Source organism: Mesorhizobium sp. B2-8-5 (assembly GCF_006440675.2).
Classification (GTDB): domain Bacteria; phylum Pseudomonadota; class Alphaproteobacteria; order Rhizobiales; family Rhizobiaceae; genus Mesorhizobium.
Genome location: NZ_CP083951.1, coordinates 4,907,347 through 4,923,465, shown reverse-complemented (window position 1 = coordinate 4,923,465; position 16,119 = coordinate 4,907,347). Strand labels below are relative to the sequence as shown.

Genomic DNA, 16,119 nt, shown 5'->3' with positions numbered 1-16,119 from the left:
TCTCGCTTCGCTTGCAATAAATTTCAGCACATCAAAGGCGCAGAAAGGCCGACCCATGTTCCTGCTCAACCGCCACCCGGATCATCGCCAGCCGCTGACGGAGGAAGACGCCACGACGCTTGGGCTCGCCGGCGCCGGAGAGGCCGAGCGCTTTCTTGCCGCGCGCGAGAACCATGCCGAGACGCCGCTGCATCCCTTGCCGGCGCTGGCGGGCGAACTCGGCATCGGCGCCCTTTACCTCAAGGACGAGGGCAAGCGCCTCGGCCTCGGCAGCTTCAAGGCGCTCGGCGGCGCCTATGCCGTCATGCATCTGGTGCTGGAGGAGGCCGGCAGGCGGCTCGGCCGCGCCGTCGATGTCGAGCAACTGCACAAGCCGGAGGTGAGGGCGATCGCCGCGCAAATGACCTTCGCCTGCGCCACCGACGGCAATCATGGACGCTCGGTGGCGCAGGGCGCCGGCCTCGTCGGCGCGCGCTCCGTCATCTTCGTCCATTCGGGCGTCAGCGACGAACGCGTGGCGGCCATCGCCCGATTCGGCGCTCAGATGGTGCGCGTTGCTGGCGACTACGACCAGTCGGTCAGGGAAGCCGCCCGCGTCGCCGCCGAGCGCGGCTGGACCGTCGTCTCCGACACGTCCTGGCCGGGCTATGAGCGCATTCCAGGACTGGTGATGCAGGGCTACACCGTGATCGTGCGCGAAGCGCTGAAGCGTTTGCCTGAGCCGCCCACCCACGTCTTCCTGCAGGCTGGCGTCGGCGGCTTCGCCGCGGCGGCGGCCGGCCATCTCGCCATCAGGCTTGGCGAGGATCGGCCGAAGACAATCGTGGTCGAGCCCGCGCGGGCGGCGTGCGTTTACGCCACCGCCAAGGCCGGCCGCCCAGTCGCCATCGCGCACAGCAAGCCCACGGTGATGGCGATGCTCGAATGCTATGAGCCGTCTTTGGTCGCCTGGCGCGTGCTGTCGCGGATCGGCGATGCTTTCATGACGGTCGAGGAAGAGGATGCGATCTCGGTGATGAACCGCCTGGCGCGACCCAAGGCGAACGATCCGACGATCGTCTCCGGCGAGAGCGGCGGGGCGGGGCTCGCCGGGCTGATCCGCGCTGCCGGCGACAGGAAAATACGGGCGGCTCTCGGTCTCGACTCCAGCTCCCGCGTGCTGATCATCAACTCCGAAGGCGCGACGGATCCCGGCCGCTATGCCGAGCTGGTCGGCATGGCGCCGGACGAGGTCGCAAACGCAAGGCTGCCGGCATGAGCAATCTGACGATCAACGCTGACCGGCTCCTGGGCCGCATCGAGGAACTCGGCGGTATTGGCCGCGACGCGCAGGGACGGCTCGTGCGCGTCGCCGCTTCCGACATGGACAAGCTCGGCCGCGACCGCCTCGTCGGCTGGCTGGAAGAGGCTGGGCTTGAGGTCGCCGTCGACCGCATCGGCAACATTTTCGGAATCTGGAAGGATGGCGCCAACGAAAGCCAGGCGCCGCTCATGCTCGGCTCGCACATCGACACGGTGATCGACGCCGGCATCTATGACGGCTGCTATGGCGTGCTTGCCGGCCTCGAAGCGATCGAGAGCCTGAAGGAGGCCGGCTTCGCGCCGGCGCGCCCGCTCGTCGTTGCCGCCTTCACCAACGAGGAGGGCGTGCGCTTTTCGCCCGACATGATGGGTTCGCTGGTCTTTGCCGGCGGCCGCGACCTCGGGGAAGCGCTGGCCTCGGTCGGCACCGACGGCACGGTGCTGGGCAAGGAGCTCGAGCGCATCGGCTATGCCGGCAACCACGAGCCCGGCTTCCTCATGCCGCATGCCTATGTCGAATTGCATGTCGAGCAGGGGCCGGTGCTGGAGCGCGAAGGCATCGCCATCGGCGCCGTCGAAAACCTGCAGGGCATTTCGTGGCAGCGCATTACGATCGACGGCGAGGCCAACCATGCCGGCACCACGCCCATGTCGATGCGCCGCGATGCGGGCGTCGCCGCCGCGCGGGTGATCGGCTTTCTCGCGGACCGGGCCAGTGCGTCGTCGACGCGCACGGTCGCGACCGTCGGCACCATCGCTTTCGAGCCCAACGCCATCAACGTCATCCCGTCGCGGGCGACCTTCACCATCGACCTGCGCGACCCGGTTGAAACGCACCTTCGCGAGGAGGAAACCGCGCTCGCCGCTTTCCTCGACCAGCTTGCCGAAAGCACCGGCGTCACCATCCATGCCGAAAGCCTGGCGCGGTTCGAGCCGGTGACCTTCGATGCCCGCATCGTTTCGCTGATCGAGGATGGCGCCAAGGCCGCCGGCCTTTCGTGCCGGCGCATGACCTCGGGCGCCGGACACGACGCGCAGATGATTGCGCGCATCGCGCCGTCGGCGATGATCTTCGTGCCGAGCCGGGGCGGCATCAGCCACAACCCGGCCGAGTTCACCGCCGCCAGCGAGCTTGTTGCCGGCGCCAATATCCTGCTCGGCGTCGCCGCCCGGCTGGCGGCCGACTGATAGGGGGCTGGTGTCTACGGCGTTTCGGCGGCACGCCGTCAGGCCAAATACCACCAAAAATAGTCAAGTTGGCTGTATCGAATCCTTCCGAAGCGAACATTCGGCGACATCTGGTCGAAACAGAAATCAATCACTTAGCCAATTAAGGCGCCGGAATCGCGCCGGAATCGCACCCGCCAACAGAATTCAGTGCCTAGCAGGAAGACTAGCATGCTGCTTCTCAACCAACGTCCAGAATACAACCAGCCGTTGGTTGCCGCTGATGCCGAGTCCCTCGGCATGGCCGGCGGCGCTCGGGCAGAGCATTACCTCAAGGCGCGCGACAACCATGCGGAAACGCCGCTGCATGCCTTGCCGGCGCTGGCCCAGAAGCTCGGCATTGCGGCGCTTCACGTCAAGGATGAGGGCCAGCGTCTTGGCCTGGGCTCCTTCAAGGCGCTGGGCGGCGCCTATGCCGTTATGCGGCTGGTGCTGGAGGAGGCCGGCAAGTGGCTCGGGCGCGATGTCGATATCAGCGAGATAAACGACGCCAGGGTGCGCGAGATCGCGTCGAGCATGATCTTCGTCTGCGCCACCGACGGCAACCACGGCCGTTCCGTGGCGCAGGGCGCCAGCCTCGTCGGCGCGCGCTCGGTGATCTTCGTCCATGCCGGCGTAAGCCGTGAGCGTGTCGCGGCCATCGCCCGCTTCGGCGCCGAGATCGTCGAGGTCGAGGGCGGCTATGACCATGCGGTGCGCGAAGTCGCCCGCGTCGGCGCCGAGCGCGGCTGGAAGATCGTCTCCAACACGTCCTGGCTGGGCTATGAGCGCGTCCCCGGACTGGTCATGCAGGGCTACACGGTGATCGTGCGCGAGACGTTGCGGCGCATGGCCGAGCCGCCCACGCATGTCTTCCTGCAGGCCGGCGTTGGCGGCTTCGCCGCGGCGGTCGCCGGCCATATGGCTGTCATGCTTGGCTCCAGGCGGCCGAAGGCCGTGGTGGTCGAGCCGCGGCGCTCGGCCTGCGTCTACGCTTCGGTTGAGGCCGGACGTCCGGCAACGATCGCAAATCAGGAGCCGACCGTGATGACGATGCTCGAATGCGCCGAGCCGTCCTTGGTCGCCTGGCGCGTGCTGGCGCGCGTCGGCGATGCCTTCATGACGGTGGAAGAGGAGGACGCGGTCGCGGTGATGAAGCGGCTGGCGCGGCCGCTGGGCAGCGATCCGGCCATCGTCTCCGGCGAGAGCGGCGGGGCAGGACTCGCCGGGCTGGTCCGCGCCGCGGGCGACAGGCATAAGCGCACGGCGCTCGGCCTCGATAGGCATTCGCGCGTGCTCGTCATCAACTCGGAGGGCGCGACCGACCATGGCCGCTTTGCCGAGTTGGTCGGGATGGCGCCGGAAGAGGTGTTCCTGCAGACTGCGTGAAAGCAATTCCAGGAAAAGTGCGGAGCGGTTTTCCGTCCGGGATTGCGTCGAGAAAAGAGCAATTCCAGGAAGAGTGCCGAGCGGTTGGGCTCGGCGACTTCGCCGTAGCCTTCCGGAATTGCGTCGAGAAAAGGGGCTTGAGGGGCGACGATGGCTGAACTCGACCAACAGGCTTTGCACAGCGAGATGACGGCGTGGCGGCGCGACCTGCACGCCCATCCCGAGTTCGGCTTCGAGGAAAAACGCACAGCGGCGTTCGTCGCGCAAAAGCTGCGCGACTTCGGACTTGAGGTGGCCGAAGGCGTCGGCGGCACCGGCGTCGTCGGCACGCTGACCCGCGGCAGCGGCAATCGCGCCATCGCGCTGCGCGCCGACATGGATGCGCTGCGCATCGCCGAACAGGGCACGCAAGCCTGGCGCTCGCAAACACCCGGCACCATGCATGCCTGCGGCCATGACGGCCATACCTCGATGCTTCTCGGCGCGGCAAAGCTGCTTGCCCGCGAAGGCGGCTTCGACGGCACGGTGCGCTTCATCTTTCAGCCGGCCGAGGAATGGGGCAGGGGCGCGCTGGCCATGCTGGACGACGGCCTGCTCGAGCGCTTCCCTTTCGAGGAGATATTCGGGCTGCACAACATGCCTGGCCTGCCCATCGGCCATTTCGAGACCCGCAGCGGCCCGGTCATGTCGGCCGAGGACAATTTCGAGATCGTGCTCAAAGGCCTCGGCGGCCACGCGGCGCGGCCGCATGCCGGTCAGGAGGCGCTGGTCGCCGCCTGCGCGCTGGTCGTCAATTTGCAGACCATCGTCTCGCGCCGCCTGAGCCCGGCCGATATCGGCGTCGTCTCGGTGACCGAGTTCATCACCGACGGGACCCGCAACGCGCTGCCGGGGCTGGCGCGCATCTTGGGCGACTGCCGGAGTTTCCGGCCCGAGGTGAGCGCCGCGATCGAGAAAGAAATGCGCCGCATCGCCGAGGGTACTGCCCAGGCCTATAACGTCGCGGCTGAAGTCGCTTACACCCGCGAGTTCGTGCCTTTGATCAACGACGCGGCGCTGGTGGACGAGGCACTTGCGGCGGCCCGAGCCGTGCTGGCCGACGACGCTGTCCGCGTCGCGGCTGAGCCGATGACCGCCTCGGAGGATTTCGCCCGCTTCCTCGACCATGTCCCCGGTTGCTTCGTCTTCATGGGCAATGGCGGCACCGCGCCGCTGCACAACCCGGCCTATGATTTCAACGACGAGGGCCTGCTGCACGGCGCGCGTTTCCATGCGGCGGTGGTGAGGAGACGGCTGGGCGGTTAGCAATCTCCCCCCTTGTGGGGGAGATGCCCGGCAGGGCAGAGGGGGCGCTGTCCCGCCAGCGTTTCAGGCTGTCGCAGGCGAACAGCTTTGCCAGCAGCCTTGATCGAAATTCCTGCAACGCCGCGATCCTTCACGCCCCCCTCTGGCCTGCCGGCCATCTCCCCCACAAGGGGGGAGATTGGCTGAACCGCCCCCGGTAACTCTTTCTTCTCTGCTTTCATGCAGTATTGCTGCGACGGGACGGCAAGAACAAAGAATGGCGGACGACGACAAACGCAACGGCAAGTTCTGGGCGCAGGCGCTCGACCGGGCTCATCTCGGCTTGTGGGACTGGAATCTGTCGACCGGCGATTGCTATTATTCGCCGACCTGGTCGAAGATGCTGGGCTATGAGGCGGACGAACTCGCCAACACGCCCGATCTCTGGCTGAAGCTCACCCATCCCGACGACCGCCAGCGCGCGCAGGAGAGCGGCGACCGGCACATTGCGGGCATCGTCGATTCCATCGAAACCGAGCTGCGCCTGCGCCATAAGGATGGCCATTGGGTCTGGGTGCTCGACCGCGGCGGCATTGTCGAGCGCGACGCCGACGGCAAGCCGCTCAGGCTGATGGGCGTGCAGACCGACATCACCCGGCAGAAAGAGGCCGAGGCGGCGCTCGAGCAGGTCAATGTCCGCTTCCGTCTCGCGCTTGCCGCCAGCGGCACCGGCATCTGGCACCACGATATCGGCACCAGGAAAAGCTATTGGGACGCGCGCACGCGCGAGATATTCGGCCTCGTTGCCGATACCGATGAGGTGACGGCCGACCTGTGGCACACCTATCTTCATCCCGACGACAAGGACGCCACCGAACGGGCCCACCAGATCGAGCCCGGCTCTAGCAGCGTCGTCGCCTCGCAATACCGGATCGTCCTTCGTGACGGCGAAGTCCGCCATATCGAGTCGCTGGTGCGTTTCATTGCCGGCGTCGGTTCGGCCGGCCAGATTTTGGGTACGGTGCGCGACATCACCGAGGAGAAGAGGCGCGCCGAGGAGCTTGCCTTCGCCGCGCGTCACGACGCCCTGACTGGGCTGCTCAACCGTTCGGCCTTCGACCGGCTGCTTGCCGAGAACATCGCCATGGCCGGGCGGCTGCCGCTTGCCGTGTTCTATGTCGACCTCGACTACTTCAAGGCGCTCAACGACTATGCCGGCCATGCCGCCGGAGACCTGGCGCTGAAGAGCGTCGCGGCTGGCATCCTCGCCAGCCTGCCCGCGTCGGCGCAGGCGGCCCGCCTCGGCGGCGACGAATTCGCGCTGCTGGTGCCGAACTGCAATGACGCCTGTGCCGAGCACCTTGCCCGCGCCGTGCTCGCCGCGGTGCGCAACGCCGATCTTGGCTCTGCCATCACCTCGCGCAGGCTTGCCGCCAGCATCGGCATCGCCTTCGTGCGCGACCGCAACATGACGGTGGCCGACGCGCTCGCCTGCGCCGACGATGCCTGCTACGCCGCCAAGGCCGGCGGTCGGGACCGCTTCGCGGTGTTTTCGCCGGAAACGACGTCGGGCGCCGGCGGCCTCAACGCCGCGCGGCTGGCCGCCGACCTGGTCGATGCGATGGAGGACGGCCGGCTGAAGCTGTTCGGCCAGGAGATCCACCGGCTCGGCCAGCCATGGGAAGACAGCCGCCACGTCGAGGTGCTGGCCAGGCTCGAGGCCCGCAACGGCAAGATGATCCCGCCCGGCGATTTCATGCCGGTCGCCGAACGCTTCGGCCTTGCCGCCCGGCTCGACCGCTGGATCATCCGCGCCGCGCTGACGCGCCACGGCGAGGCGATGCGCGCGGGCGCCATCTCGCTCGACTTCAACCTGTCGGCGCAGACGCTTTCCGATCCGCAGCTCTGGGATTTCGTCGACGAGGCCATCGCCGACAGTGGCGCGCCGGCGTCGGCCATCGGCTTCGAGATCACCGAGACCGCCGCCGTCACCAATTTCGATGCCGCGGCGGAGTTCGTGCGCAAGGCGAGGCTCCGCCATTGCCGCGTCAGCCTCGATGATTTCGGCGCCGGCATGAGCTCGTTCGAATATCTCAGGCGCTTTCCCATCGACGCCATCAAGATCGATGGTTCCTTCGTCGAGCACATCGCCGAAAGCCGCTTCGACCGTGAGATCGTTTCGGCGATCACCGGCATCGCCCGCTCGATGGGCGCCGCGGTGGTGGCGGAAAAGATCGAGGAGAAAAACGCGCTGGAGATCCTCATGGGCATGGGCGTCGCCTATGGCCAGGGCTATTTCCTGCACCGGCCCGAGCCGCTGGAAGCGATCGTGGCAAGAGCGACCGGCGGCGCGCGGGGGATGCGGGCTGGTTAAGTGTCTCCTCCGTCGGGGGAGAGATCAGCCACCCATCAGCCACCTCAGCACGCCCGCCGAAGCCACTCCGACCACCACGGTCGGCAGCATCGACAGCCTCGTCGCGGCAAGCACGGTTATGGCCAGCGCGGCGAGATCGGCCGGGTTCCTCGAGACGAAGTCCGGCGCGATCACCGAGATCAGCACGCAGCCGGGCGCGGCCGCCATCACCGCCGTGGCGCGCGGGCCGAGCGTGTGGTTCCTCAGCACCACATAGCCGCCGATGCGGGTGAGGTACGTCACGCCGGCCATCGCCAGGATGGCGAGCACGGTCATCGGATCGATCATCTCTCACCTGCCAGGAACCACGCGGCCACCAGGCCGGACAGCGCGCCGGCCGCCACATACCAGGCGCCGGGGACGACAAGATAGACGAGCACCGCCACCACCAGGCTGACCAGCCAGGGCCGCGCCGCGGCAACGCCCTTCCACATGCCGCGAAGCAGCACCAGGAAGACGGCCGGGAAGGCCATTGCAAAGCCGTATGTTTCGACGTCGCCAAGCACCGGCCCGAGTGCCGCGCCGCAAGTCGTGAACGCCACCCAGGCGAGGTAGAAGGGCAGGCCGGCGCCCAGATAGAAAGGCAGGCTGAAGGCCGGCCGCAGGCCGGCGGCGGCGCGGCGCTGTGCATCGGCCAGGCCCACGGCCCAGCTCTCGTCGCACATCAGGAACAGCGCCGGAAGAACCTGTCGCTTCGGCAAATGCTTGATGAACGGCGCAAGTGCGGCGCCCATCAGGAAATGCCGGCTGTTGACCAAGAAGGTGATGGCGGCGATCAGCAAGATATGCGGCGGCGAGGTCCAGAGCTGGATGGCCGCGAATTCCGAGCCGCCGGCGAAGTTGAGCCCGGTCATCAGCGGCACCTCGACGACGCCGAGGCTTTTCTGCGAGGCCTGCGCGCCAAGCACCAGCGCGTAGGGGATGATGCTGAGCAGCACCGGCGTCGAGGCGGCGAGCCCGCGCCGGAACTCGGCACCGCGTCCATCGGTGCTTTGGCCCTCGGCGAGGGCGATCTCGGAAATGCTCATGGCTTTGCCTGCGGCCGGCCTTGCGGCCGCCGTTCTCCCGCTCGGTTGTCGGTTATCGGTTGCCGGACCATAGCCGAAACGCCCGGCAATCGGGTTGCGAAGATACGCCGCTTCTGCAAATATTTGGCAGCAGATGGCGTATTTTGATCAAAAGTTAGAATTTGACACCATGAAGCTGGATGAGATCGACAGGCGCATCCTGCGCGCCTTGCAGCGCGACGGGCGCATGGCCAACAACGATCTAGCCAGGGAGGTAGGCCTTTCGCCGTCGCCCTGCCTGCGCCGCGTCAAGCTCTTGGAGGAGGCCGGCGTCATCGATCGCTATGTCGCGGTTCTCAATCCGGCCAAGATCGGCCGCGGCCAGACCTTCTTCACCCGCATCTGGCTGAAGCAACAGGACGAGGACACGATCGAGCATTTCGCCGCCGAGGTGGCGAAGTTCCCGGAAGTGATGGAGTGCTACCTGATGCTGGGCGATTGCGACGCCATGGTGCGGATCGTCGCCGCCGGCATCGACGACTACCGCCGCTTCCAGTCGGAGCATCTGAGCCGCATCAAGGGCGTGCAGAACGTCAAGACGGATGTGCCCAGCCAGACGATCAAGCAGACCTCGGAGATGCCACTATAGGGCATTCTCCTTCTCCCCCTGTGGGACCCACAAGGGGCGAAGGGGAAGTCCTCAATGATGCGCGTGGCTCTCATTCCGTTTGCGCGTCGCCGCCGCCTTTTTCGCCGAAGCCGATCTGTCCGCCGCGGAGCGCTCGCCGGAGGCCTTGCCGCCCGTCCTGCCGCCCTTGTGCGCGGCCGGATTGCCGGTGTGCTTGCCGCGGCCGGAACCGCCTTCCTTCTTGCCGCCGGCGTCGTCCTTGTTGACGGTCGCCCAGGCGCGCCGCTCGGCTTCCTTTTCGGACACGCCGCGCTTTTCATAGCCTTCGGCGATATGGTCGGCCTTGCGTTCCTGCTTGTCGGAGTATTTCGATTTGTCGCCACGTGGCATTTGCTTGCTCCTTGTTGCGCTGAGTGAAATCGGCCTCAGGAACCTTTCTTCTTAGCGACGTCGCCGAGGTCGGACCGTTCTGGATCCTTGTTGTTCTCGCCAGCCGCGTCGCGGTTCTTGTCGGGATCGTCCTTCGGCCTCAGATAGCCCGGTGGGCGGTTGCCCTTCGGGCCCTCCCAGCGCGGCCATTGCTCGGTCGTTCCGGGCCGTCCCGGATGTGGTTCGTTGCTCATGGTCTGCCTCGCTTTCGTAGAAGGGTCAGCCCTCCGCCTTCATGGTCCGTGCGATCTCGAGCAGCTTGTCACGGTCGTGCCCGTGCTCGCGGATCAACTCCCGAGCCTGCTTCGGCGAAAGATCGGTGTGCTCCGCCAGGAAGCGCACATCGGGATCGTCGCCGCCCTTGGTCGGCAAATTGCCGGTCGCTGGCGCATCGGCGGCGCCCGGCCGGTTCGGTATATTGTCGTTCGCCTGGGTCATCGCAGGCCTCCTTCGATTTCCGCCGTATCAGGTCGCCGTCTGGGACTGCCTGCGGCGTGCTTGCTTCTTGCGGCGCAGCACCTCGTCGGTGCCGACGATGTCCTTCGAGCCGCCGGTGATCGCGGTCGAGACCACGGCCGGCGGATCGCTTGCCGGAAAGGAGTCCTCAAGGCCGGACTGCAACTGCTCTTCCAGCGTGTCCGGATCTTCCGAACGGCCTTCGGCGCGGCGTCCGTCGATCTCTTCCAGATCTTGCTTGGCGTCGGGATGCTCGCGCACATTGCGCAGAGTCGACACGATGAGCTCGACGGCGAATTCCTTCATCTCCTCGCCCTGCGGCGCGGCGACGTCGGTCTCCTCGATCAGCCGCACCAGCGATTGTTCGAGCTTGTCCAGTTCGCGTATCCCCTGGCAGAGCGCCAGTTTCTGCGCCAGCGAATGAATCAGCAAAGGACCGAAGATCGAATAGGCCTGCATGCGGGTCTCGTCGACGCGTTCGGGGTGAAGTGTATGCAAGGACATTGGTGCCTCCATGTAACGCCCTGCGGCGACGGCTTCGCTTGAGGCGGCCGGCCCTTAAGGGAACTGGAGGAGGGGGAAGAGGTTCCATCCCGGGCTGGAAGTCGCGGAACAGCTGGAAGTCGCGGGACACGAAAATGGCGTCCGCGTTTCGCGGACGCCATTTGAAACTCAGCGCTGACCGCCCTTACGGCCGGCCTCGGAGGCGCGCTGGCGGTCTTCGGCGAAGTTGCCGCTGCCACCTCGATGCTGGCCGGCGCTGCGCTGACCCATGTTGCGGTCCTCGGCCTGCTGCTGCCCGCTGCCGCGATGCTGGTCTTCGCGGTTCTTGTGGCTCTGCTGGCCGGCCTTGACGTGCTGTTCGTGGGTTCCGCCTTGATTGGGCATATCGAATTCTCCGTTGTTTCGGATTTTTCTTGAGGGTGAATTCAAGGACGCGTCCAACATCCCTGAGTAAGGAGAACAGGCGCCGGCAACCGATGTTCCGGCCGAAACATTTCGTGACTCGGTCAGACTGAAGTCCGATCCGGCCCGCGCATTGGGCCGGCCTGTGCAACCAAATCTCTTTTTGCGAATTGGTGAGCGGCCGACGAAAAAGCCCCCTCCATCGCCGGCCATCATGGTGTCCGCCGGTCGCCCCCCGCGCAATTCCGGCGGACACCAATATCCATAAACAAGAAGGCCGCGCAGTCGGCTTCGGAGCGAGACGACGTTTTGACCTATATCTCTGCAAAGCCCGCTCGGCAGGATGCCGAAAGCCTGCCTGCCAACGACAACCAGCGTACCACCCGTGCCGATCTTTCGTTCCTCGATGTCATCAACGACGAGAACGAGGTCGCCGACATTGCCAGGCGCGCGGAGCGCCTCGGCCATGCCGCGCTCATTGCAATGGCACTCGGCCTGGCGGCCCTGCCGTTGCTCTACCTGATGCTGATGTGAGCCAGGCCGGCCGGCCGCTTGGCCGGCCGGCGCCATCTCCGGGAAAGAGCCTCTCATCTTCCGGAGAAGAAGGCGTCATCTTCCGGAGAAGGTCATCTTCCGGAGAAGAAGGCGTCGAGCGTGGCCGCCGTTTCGATCGGCGACTCCTCCGGAAAGAAGTGGCCGCCGGGCATCGCTCCGCCGCTGGCATCGTCGGCCCAGTTCCGCCATATGCCCAGCGGTCCGTCTTCGTCCCGATACCATTCGGCCAGCGCCCCATGCTCGCTCCACAGCGCCAGTAGGGGGCAGGATATACGCCGGCCGGCCTCCCGGTCCGCATGGTCGTGCACACGGTCGAGCGAAGCCGCCGCGCGATACTCTTCGCAGATGGCGTGGATATGCGCCGGATCGCGCAGGGCATCGACATAAGCCTGCCGCACGCCGGGCGGGAACGCGTCGGCTGCGGATCCCCAGCCGGAAAGCGCATTGTCGACGATTGCTTCGCCCGCCGCCGCCAGTATCGTCTCCGGCAGCGGCTCGGTCTGCGCCAGCAGCGACCACGGCCAAAAGCTTAGTGCGAGCCTCGCATCGGCCCGGTCCCAGGCCTCCGCGGTAGGGACGATGTCGAGCACGGCGAGCTTCTCGACGCGGTCCGGATGATCGAGCGTCAGCCGGTAGGCGACGCGCCCGCCGCGATCATGGCCGGCGACCAGGAAACGTTTGAAGCCGAGTTCTTCCATAAGCACGACCATGTCGGCGGCCATGGCGCGCTTGCCATAGGGCGCATGGTCGGCGGCCGATGGCGGGCAGGAGCTTTGCCCATAGCCGCGCAGATCGGCACAGACGACGGTGAAATCCCGCGCCAGGCTGGGCGCCACGTCGCGCCACATCACATGCGTCTCGGGAAAGCCGTGCAGCAGAAGCAGGCCGGCCCCACTGCCTGCTTGGCGGGCGAAGATACGCGCCTCGCCGGTGTCGATTTCCAATGCCTCAAAATCGGCGAACATGCTTGCCTCCTGCGGGATGCGGCGCTGAGGGCCGAACGCCTCAGGTCCAGGTCGAGTCCAGGGTCAGCGACGCCTCGAAGATCTGCGCCTTCTCGGTGCGCAGCTTCACGGTGATCTTCAACTGTTCGGTCCCGGGCGCCTCGTCGCGGGCGATGTCCTGCAGGATGCGCAACGCCTCAAGGCGGGCGCGCTCGCGGTTGGCAAAAAGCTGCCCTTGGTCGTCAACCTGGCCATGCTCGGCGTTATAGAGGTCAAAATAATAGCGTTCCATCGATGAAGCACTCCAGGCGATTCGCAAGTTCAATCCCTGGCCGCGATCATGGTTCCAAGCGGTTGATCCTGAGGGGAAATCCGCAGCGCGCCCGCCCTTGCTGCGCGGCCGCCCGCAACCGGCCCAGCCTTGCGGCGTTAGCTGTTGCGAATGGAGAACTCCGAATGCTGGAATCGCTCTACCTCAACCTCGGCCAGCATGACGCCCTGTCGGAAGAAGAGAAGGCGCTGCTCGTCGGCGCGATGTCGCTCGAACGATATGTCGCCGCCGGCGAGGATATCGCCACCGAAGGCACGCGGCCGACCTACAGCACGCTGATCATCGACGGGCTCGCCGCCCGTTACAAGGTGCTGGAGGATGGCGGTCGGCAGTTCACCTCACTGCAGGTCGCGGGCGATTTCGTCGACCTGCACGCTTTCCTGCTGAAGACGATGGATCACGGCATCATGGCGCTTTCGCCGTGCCATGTGCTTGCCGCCGAGCATGGCAAGCTGAAGACGATCACCGAGCAGGCGCCGCACCTCACCCGGCTGTTGTGGCTCGACACGCTGGTCGATGGCGCCATTCACCGCGAGTGGATCGTGGCCATGGGCCGGCGCTCCAAGACCTCCCATCTCGCGCATCTGATATGCGAGCTCTTCGTCAGGCTGCAGGTGGTGAAAAAGACCCGCGAGATGAGCTTCCATCTGCCGCTCTCGCAGGCCGAACTCGCCGACGTGCTCGGCCTCTCCGTCGTCCATATGAACCGGGTCATCGGCACCCTGCGCCGCATGAACGTGATCAACTGGACAAGCCATATGGTCACGATCCTCGACTGGGAGCGGCTGGTTACGATCGCCGAATTCGATCCAACCTATCTCAGCATGACGCGCGAGCCGAGATAGGCATCTAGCTGGGCGGGGTCTTGGAGCGCGACCACAACTGGTCCAGCATGGTGAGCGCGGCACTCGGCTGGGCGGGCCTCAGGAGGCCTTGCTGCGCGGCGACCTTCTTGAAGGCGGCAAAGGCGATGGCCGGACGGCAGGTGCCTGCGATCGCGTCGTCCACCAGCCGGGCCGCTTCGAGATAGGCTGGCGCGTCCTTGTTCTTCCATGTGCCTCCGAGCGCTTTCTTGGCCTCCGCGACGGTGGTGACCACCATCGTGCCGCCATTGACGAAGCGTATGGTGAGGGGCAGGAAACGGCTCATCGGTCGTTCACCACCCGAGCCATTCGCGCGTCCGCCAGGCAAGGCCGGCGAAGGGAGCGGCCGTGATCATGACGGCGGCGAGAATAAAAAGCGGGCTGTTCATAGACAAGAATTTCATGTTTCACCGTAAAAATTTCGGATGGCGATAAACGATGACTCCGCCAGTCGGTTGCATCCGGCCGGCCAGTTCGAGGCTACAAATCTGAGCCTACATATTGCTCGCGGGCCGGGCCGGCGGCGCCGGCCGGTGCGGCGGACGCGGGCGCGGCCTGAGCGGCACATCCGCCAGCGAGGCGCGGATCACCCTGACCGGGATTGGCGGCGCTGCGGCACGCCGGCGCAGCATTGCCGCCGAGAGGCTGCCGATGAGAGTTCGAACGTCCATGGGACTCCTCCTGAAGAGTCCCCCCAATGACGAAGGGTTAGCACCGCGGCCGGGCGGCCGCATTTAACTTTGATGTATGCCCACGCGTCTCGGCGAGGTGCGACGAGCCGAGGGCCAACCTTTTCCGTTGGCATGCGTTGTCCTCTGAAAAGGAGACCACCATGCCGACCACCAGCCGAACGAAAACCGACACGGCCAAAAAGTCATCCGCCGGCAAGAAGACAGATACGGCCAAGACCGCGCGCAGGCAGCGCGGCGTCCAGCGCAAGGTCGATGCCACGGACCGCAGCAAGCCGAAGCCCAAAGCCCCGGGCGCCATGCAGGCCGGCGCCCGGAGATACCCCACGCCGCCTTTCCCAAGGCAGCATCACCCCAAGCCCGGCGAGGAATGGGCGATCGAACCGGCGCCGCTCTATGACGCGCCGTTCTGGCAAGGGTCGGGCAAGCTCAAGGACAAGGTCGCGCTGGTTACCGGCGGCGATTCCGGCATCGGCCGCGCCGTGGCCGTGTTGTTCGCACGCGAGGGCGCCGATGTCGCCATCGTCTATCTCAGCGAGGACCGTGACGCCAAGGCGACGAAGCAAGCGGTCGAGGCGGAGGGCAGGCGTTGCATCACTTTGCGCGGCGACGTCGCCAAACGTGCCTTCTGCCGCAAGGCGGTGGATGAGACGGTCAAGGCCTTCGGCAGGCTGGACGTGCTGGTCAACAACGCGGCTTTCCAGGTTCACTCGGCCGATTTCGCCGATCTCACCGAAGCGCATTTCGACACCACGCTGAAGACCAATCTCTACGGCTATTTCCACATGGCGCAGGAAGCCTTGCCGCACATGAAACCGGGTTCGGCGATCGTCAACACCGGGTCGGTCACCGGCATCGAAGGGTCGAAGGAACTGGTCGACTATTCGATGACCAAGGGCGGCATCCACGCCTTCACCCGCGCGCTTTCCGGCAACCTTATCGGCAAAGGCATCCGCGTCAACGCGGTGGCGCCGGGTCCAGTCTGGACGCCGCTCAATCCGTCCGAGAAGGAAGCGGAGGACGTTTCGCAATTCGGCGCCAAGACGCCGATGAAGCGGCCCGCTCAGCCGGAGGAGATCGCGCCGGCGTATGTGTTCCTGGCCTCGCCGCAATGTTCGAGCTACATCACCGGCGAAATCCTGCCGATCATCGGGGGTTACTGACCCATGAGGAGGATCTCATGAAAAAAGCGCTTCTCATTGCGGCTCTGACCCTGATCCCGGCCCTGCCGGCGGCGGCCCAGACCGCCGCGCAACCGAAGGACCAGCAGGCGCAGAACTGCCAGGCCAAGCCCGATGCCAACGACCAGCAGCAAAAACAGAAGCAGCAGGCCGATACGGATGAACTGTCGAAACAGCTCGGCAATTGCGGCGGCGTGCTGAAGCCGCCCCCGACCGGCGACAAGAACGCGACGCCGCCCCCGCCGACAGGCAGCGACATGCCGGTGATCAAGCCGGGCGAAGTTCCGCCGCAGACGGGTCAATGAAACCCGCATCCAAGGTCAGTGCTTGCGCTTCTCGTCCGCCGCCGGCTTGACGGCCGGCGAGCCTTGGGCTTCGCGCATTATCTGTAATGCCTCGTCGCGGGTGAGGCCGCATTTGCGGGCAAAATAAGCCGCTTCACTGATCTCGGCCGGGGAGGCCGCCGCAATCTCGGAAGGAGCTTGCCTGTCTTTCTTCTTGGCCATCGGCTCACCGCGCCATGAATCACTTAGTCA

The 16,119-nt window shown here is 65.9% G+C and carries 22 protein-coding genes; 10 read left to right on the top strand and 12 right to left on the bottom strand.

Annotation, left to right across the window (positions count from 1 at the left end):
- Nucleotides 1–55 precede the first annotated feature (55 nt).
- The 5 genes from FJ430_RS24215 to FJ430_RS24195 all read left to right on the top strand — a co-directional run bounded on the left by FJ430_RS24215 (nt 56) and on the right by FJ430_RS24195 (nt 7,555).
- A complete protein-coding gene (locus FJ430_RS24215) occupies nt 56–1,258 on the top strand; it encodes a diaminopropionate ammonia-lyase (RefSeq protein ID WP_140710082.1) in 1,203 nt (400 codons plus the stop codon).
- Nucleotides 1,255–2,490: a Zn-dependent hydrolase gene (locus FJ430_RS24210; protein WP_140710084.1), complete on the top strand. Its 1,236-nt coding sequence runs from the start codon at nt 1,255–1,257 to the stop codon at nt 2,488–2,490. The genes FJ430_RS24215 and FJ430_RS24210 overlap by 4 nt, the downstream gene beginning before the upstream one ends.
- Nucleotides 2,491–2,700: 210 nt before the next feature.
- Nucleotides 2,701–3,897 carry a diaminopropionate ammonia-lyase gene (locus FJ430_RS24205; RefSeq protein WP_140710086.1) on the top strand — a complete coding sequence of 399 codons (1,197 nt, stop codon included), beginning with the start codon at nt 2,701–2,703 and terminating at the stop codon, nt 3,895–3,897.
- Between the two features lie 150 nt (nt 3,898–4,047).
- Entirely contained in the window at nt 4,048–5,202 is a 1,155-nt protein-coding gene (locus tag FJ430_RS24200; protein ID WP_140710088.1) for a M20 aminoacylase family protein, read from the top strand.
- A gap of 256 nt (nt 5,203–5,458) precedes the next feature.
- Entirely contained in the window at nt 5,459–7,555 is a 2,097-nt protein-coding gene (locus FJ430_RS24195; RefSeq protein WP_140710090.1) for an EAL domain-containing protein, read from the top strand.
- 24 nt (nt 7,556–7,579) lie between these two features.
- On the opposite strand, the gene FJ430_RS24190 is transcribed toward FJ430_RS24195, so the two are convergent.
- Nucleotides 7,580–7,882, bottom strand: coding sequence for an AzlD family protein (locus FJ430_RS24190; protein ID WP_140710092.1), 303 nt, complete (start codon nt 7,880–7,882; stop codon nt 7,580–7,582).
- Nucleotides 7,879–8,622 (bottom strand): AzlC family ABC transporter permease, encoded by a 744-nt coding sequence (locus FJ430_RS24185; protein WP_140710094.1) that lies wholly within the window; start codon nt 8,620–8,622, stop codon nt 7,879–7,881. Before FJ430_RS24185 ends, FJ430_RS24190 begins: the two co-directional genes overlap by 4 nt.
- 169 nt (nt 8,623–8,791) lie before the next feature.
- Between FJ430_RS24185 and FJ430_RS24180 the strand changes: the two genes are divergently transcribed.
- Nucleotides 8,792–9,250 (top strand): Lrp/AsnC family transcriptional regulator, encoded by a 459-nt coding sequence (locus FJ430_RS24180; RefSeq protein ID WP_140640880.1) that lies wholly within the window; start codon nt 8,792–8,794, stop codon nt 9,248–9,250.
- Nucleotides 9,251–9,301: 51 nt separating this feature from the next.
- Here FJ430_RS24180 and FJ430_RS24175 read toward each other — a convergent pair whose 3' ends face one another.
- The 5 genes from FJ430_RS24175 to FJ430_RS31775 all read right to left on the bottom strand — a co-directional run bounded on the left by FJ430_RS24175 (nt 9,302) and on the right by FJ430_RS31775 (nt 11,002).
- Complete coding sequence (locus FJ430_RS24175; RefSeq protein ID WP_140652014.1) at nt 9,302–9,619, bottom strand: plasmid stabilization protein; 318 nt, start codon at nt 9,617–9,619, stop codon at nt 9,302–9,304.
- A gap of 35 nt (nt 9,620–9,654) precedes the next feature.
- On the bottom strand, nt 9,655–9,852 hold the full coding sequence (locus FJ430_RS24170; RefSeq protein ID WP_140640884.1) for a hypothetical protein: 198 nt from the start codon (nt 9,850–9,852) through the stop codon (nt 9,655–9,657).
- Between the two features lie 25 nt (nt 9,853–9,877).
- The gene (locus FJ430_RS24165) at nt 9,878–10,096 is read right to left on the bottom strand and encodes a hypothetical protein (protein WP_140631380.1); all 219 of its coding nucleotides are present in this window, start codon (nt 10,094–10,096) and stop codon (nt 9,878–9,880) included.
- A gap of 27 nt (nt 10,097–10,123) precedes the next feature.
- Complete coding sequence (locus FJ430_RS24160; RefSeq protein ID WP_140710096.1) at nt 10,124–10,618, bottom strand: hypothetical protein; 495 nt, start codon at nt 10,616–10,618, stop codon at nt 10,124–10,126.
- 168 nt (nt 10,619–10,786) lie between these two features.
- The gene (locus FJ430_RS31775; protein ID WP_095768385.1) at nt 10,787–11,002 is read right to left on the bottom strand and encodes a KGG domain-containing protein; all 216 of its coding nucleotides are present in this window, start codon (nt 11,000–11,002) and stop codon (nt 10,787–10,789) included.
- A 327-nt stretch (nt 11,003–11,329) separates the two neighbouring features.
- Here FJ430_RS31775 and FJ430_RS24150 point away from each other — a divergent pair, with 327 nt between their 5' ends.
- A complete protein-coding gene (locus FJ430_RS24150) occupies nt 11,330–11,554 on the top strand; it encodes a hypothetical protein (protein ID WP_140710098.1) in 225 nt (74 codons plus the stop codon).
- A gap of 92 nt (nt 11,555–11,646) precedes the next feature.
- On the opposite strand, the gene FJ430_RS24145 is transcribed toward FJ430_RS24150, so the two are convergent.
- Together FJ430_RS24145 and FJ430_RS24140 are read right to left on the bottom strand one after the other, a co-directional pair.
- Nucleotides 11,647–12,540: an alpha/beta fold hydrolase gene (locus FJ430_RS24145; protein ID WP_140710100.1), complete on the bottom strand. Its 894-nt coding sequence runs from the start codon at nt 12,538–12,540 to the stop codon at nt 11,647–11,649.
- A 40-nt stretch (nt 12,541–12,580) separates the two neighbouring features.
- On the bottom strand, nt 12,581–12,811 hold the full coding sequence (locus tag FJ430_RS24140) for a DUF6894 family protein (RefSeq protein WP_140640894.1): 231 nt from the start codon (nt 12,809–12,811) through the stop codon (nt 12,581–12,583).
- Nucleotides 12,812–12,975: 164 nt separating this feature from the next.
- Between FJ430_RS24140 and FJ430_RS24135 the strand changes: the two genes are divergently transcribed.
- The gene (locus FJ430_RS24135; protein ID WP_140640895.1) at nt 12,976–13,695 is read left to right on the top strand and encodes a Crp/Fnr family transcriptional regulator; all 720 of its coding nucleotides are present in this window, start codon (nt 12,976–12,978) and stop codon (nt 13,693–13,695) included.
- Nucleotides 13,696–13,699: 4 nt separating this feature from the next.
- Here FJ430_RS24135 and FJ430_RS24130 read toward each other — a convergent pair whose 3' ends face one another.
- Both FJ430_RS24130 and FJ430_RS24125 read right to left on the bottom strand, forming a co-directional pair.
- On the bottom strand, nt 13,700–13,999 hold the full coding sequence (locus FJ430_RS24130; protein WP_140710102.1) for a DUF982 domain-containing protein: 300 nt from the start codon (nt 13,997–13,999) through the stop codon (nt 13,700–13,702).
- Between the two features lie 208 nt (nt 14,000–14,207).
- The gene (locus tag FJ430_RS24125) at nt 14,208–14,384 is read right to left on the bottom strand and encodes a hypothetical protein (protein ID WP_181167016.1); all 177 of its coding nucleotides are present in this window, start codon (nt 14,382–14,384) and stop codon (nt 14,208–14,210) included.
- Between the two features lie 161 nt (nt 14,385–14,545).
- Here FJ430_RS24125 and FJ430_RS24120 point away from each other — a divergent pair, with 161 nt between their 5' ends.
- Both FJ430_RS24120 and FJ430_RS24115 read left to right on the top strand, forming a co-directional pair.
- Nucleotides 14,546–15,565 (top strand): SDR family oxidoreductase, encoded by a 1,020-nt coding sequence (locus FJ430_RS24120; protein WP_140710104.1) that lies wholly within the window; start codon nt 14,546–14,548, stop codon nt 15,563–15,565.
- A gap of 17 nt (nt 15,566–15,582) precedes the next feature.
- Entirely contained in the window at nt 15,583–15,888 is a 306-nt protein-coding gene (locus FJ430_RS24115) for a hypothetical protein (protein ID WP_140640901.1), read from the top strand.
- A 15-nt stretch (nt 15,889–15,903) separates the two neighbouring features.
- On the opposite strand, the gene FJ430_RS24110 is transcribed toward FJ430_RS24115, so the two are convergent.
- Nucleotides 15,904–16,089 (bottom strand): hypothetical protein, encoded by a 186-nt coding sequence (locus FJ430_RS24110; RefSeq protein WP_140640903.1) that lies wholly within the window; start codon nt 16,087–16,089, stop codon nt 15,904–15,906.
- Between the last annotated feature and the right edge of the window lie 30 nt (nt 16,090–16,119).

What these genes read in the sequence shown, in the direction of transcription:
- FJ430_RS24215 (WP_140710082.1), top strand. Translation starts at nt 56, where the DNA reads ATGTTCCTGCTCAACCGCCACCCGGATCATCGCCAGCCGCTGACGGAG.
- FJ430_RS24210 (WP_140710084.1), top strand. Translation starts at nt 1,255, where the DNA reads ATGAGCAATCTGACGATCAACGCTGACCGGCTCCTGGGCCGCATCGAG.
- FJ430_RS24205 (WP_140710086.1), top strand. Translation starts at nt 2,701, where the DNA reads ATGCTGCTTCTCAACCAACGTCCAGAATACAACCAGCCGTTGGTTGCC.
- FJ430_RS24200 (WP_140710088.1), top strand. Translation starts at nt 4,048, where the DNA reads ATGGCTGAACTCGACCAACAGGCTTTGCACAGCGAGATGACGGCGTGG.
- FJ430_RS24195 (WP_140710090.1), top strand. Translation starts at nt 5,459, where the DNA reads ATGGCGGACGACGACAAACGCAACGGCAAGTTCTGGGCGCAGGCGCTC.
- FJ430_RS24190 (WP_140710092.1), bottom strand. Translation starts at nt 7,882, where the DNA reads ATGATCGATCCGATGACCGTGCTCGCCATCCTGGCGATGGCCGGCGTG.
- FJ430_RS24185 (WP_140710094.1), bottom strand. Translation starts at nt 8,622, where the DNA reads ATGAGCATTTCCGAGATCGCCCTCGCCGAGGGCCAAAGCACCGATGGA.
- FJ430_RS24180 (WP_140640880.1), top strand. Translation starts at nt 8,792, where the DNA reads ATGAAGCTGGATGAGATCGACAGGCGCATCCTGCGCGCCTTGCAGCGC.
- FJ430_RS24175 (WP_140652014.1), bottom strand. Translation starts at nt 9,619, where the DNA reads ATGCCACGTGGCGACAAATCGAAATACTCCGACAAGCAGGAACGCAAG.
- FJ430_RS24170 (WP_140640884.1), bottom strand. Translation starts at nt 9,852, where the DNA reads ATGAGCAACGAACCACATCCGGGACGGCCCGGAACGACCGAGCAATGG.
- FJ430_RS24165 (WP_140631380.1), bottom strand. Translation starts at nt 10,096, where the DNA reads ATGACCCAGGCGAACGACAATATACCGAACCGGCCGGGCGCCGCCGAT.
- FJ430_RS24160 (WP_140710096.1), bottom strand. Translation starts at nt 10,618, where the DNA reads ATGTCCTTGCATACACTTCACCCCGAACGCGTCGACGAGACCCGCATG.
- FJ430_RS31775 (WP_095768385.1), bottom strand. Translation starts at nt 11,002, where the DNA reads ATGCCCAATCAAGGCGGAACCCACGAACAGCACGTCAAGGCCGGCCAG.
- FJ430_RS24145 (WP_140710100.1), bottom strand. Translation starts at nt 12,540, where the DNA reads ATGTTCGCCGATTTTGAGGCATTGGAAATCGACACCGGCGAGGCGCGT.
- FJ430_RS24140 (WP_140640894.1), bottom strand. Translation starts at nt 12,811, where the DNA reads ATGGAACGCTATTATTTTGACCTCTATAACGCCGAGCATGGCCAGGTT.
- FJ430_RS24135 (WP_140640895.1), top strand. Translation starts at nt 12,976, where the DNA reads ATGCTGGAATCGCTCTACCTCAACCTCGGCCAGCATGACGCCCTGTCG.
- FJ430_RS24130 (WP_140710102.1), bottom strand. Translation starts at nt 13,999, where the DNA reads ATGAGCCGTTTCCTGCCCCTCACCATACGCTTCGTCAATGGCGGCACG.
- FJ430_RS24125 (WP_181167016.1), bottom strand. Translation starts at nt 14,384, where the DNA reads ATGGACGTTCGAACTCTCATCGGCAGCCTCTCGGCGGCAATGCTGCGC.
- FJ430_RS24120 (WP_140710104.1), top strand. Translation starts at nt 14,546, where the DNA reads ATGCCGACCACCAGCCGAACGAAAACCGACACGGCCAAAAAGTCATCC.
- FJ430_RS24115 (WP_140640901.1), top strand. Translation starts at nt 15,583, where the DNA reads ATGAAAAAAGCGCTTCTCATTGCGGCTCTGACCCTGATCCCGGCCCTG.
- FJ430_RS24110 (WP_140640903.1), bottom strand. Translation starts at nt 16,089, where the DNA reads ATGGCCAAGAAGAAAGACAGGCAAGCTCCTTCCGAGATTGCGGCGGCC.